Below are 377 nucleotides of genomic sequence, written 5' to 3'. Positions count from 1 at the left end.
GTCCTCGAGGTCGGTGCCGACGGCGACGATCGCCGTGGCCGACGCGCGGGATGCTCCGGGGGCGAGCGGTTCCGGCGGCGGGCCCGCCGGTGCCGAGCCGGACAGCACGAGGCGGCAGTCGCCGCCGTGCGCGTCGACCTCCCAGCGCCCGGTGCCCTCGGGCGCGAGCTCCCACAGCCACGTCACCTCCTGCCGCTCCGACCGAAGACCGGCGACGGGCAGCGCGGATCCGGTCGTCGTCGTGCCGTCCGCGGACCGGGCGACGGACCCGCGCGAGGCGGCGGCGGCGAGCCCGCGCGGATCCCCGAGGAGCCCTCCGCTCCGCAGCGGACGCGTCGACCAGACGGCGCCGCCCCCGGGCGCGGCGCGGCCCGCGA

1 protein-coding gene is annotated in these 377 nt (G+C 80.6%); it reads right to left on the bottom strand.

What is annotated here, in order from left to right:
* On the bottom strand, positions 1-377 hold a 377-nt coding region (locus tag DZG00_RS17095), incomplete at both ends, for a hypothetical protein (RefSeq protein WP_199689856.1).

Origin of the sequence: Clavibacter lycopersici (genome assembly GCF_003576405.1) — a bacterium.
Lineage (GTDB): Bacteria > Actinomycetota > Actinomycetes > Actinomycetales > Microbacteriaceae > Clavibacter > Clavibacter lycopersici.
The sequence above is the reverse complement of the archived record's forward strand: the minus strand, read 5'-3'. Positions and strand labels throughout refer to the sequence as shown.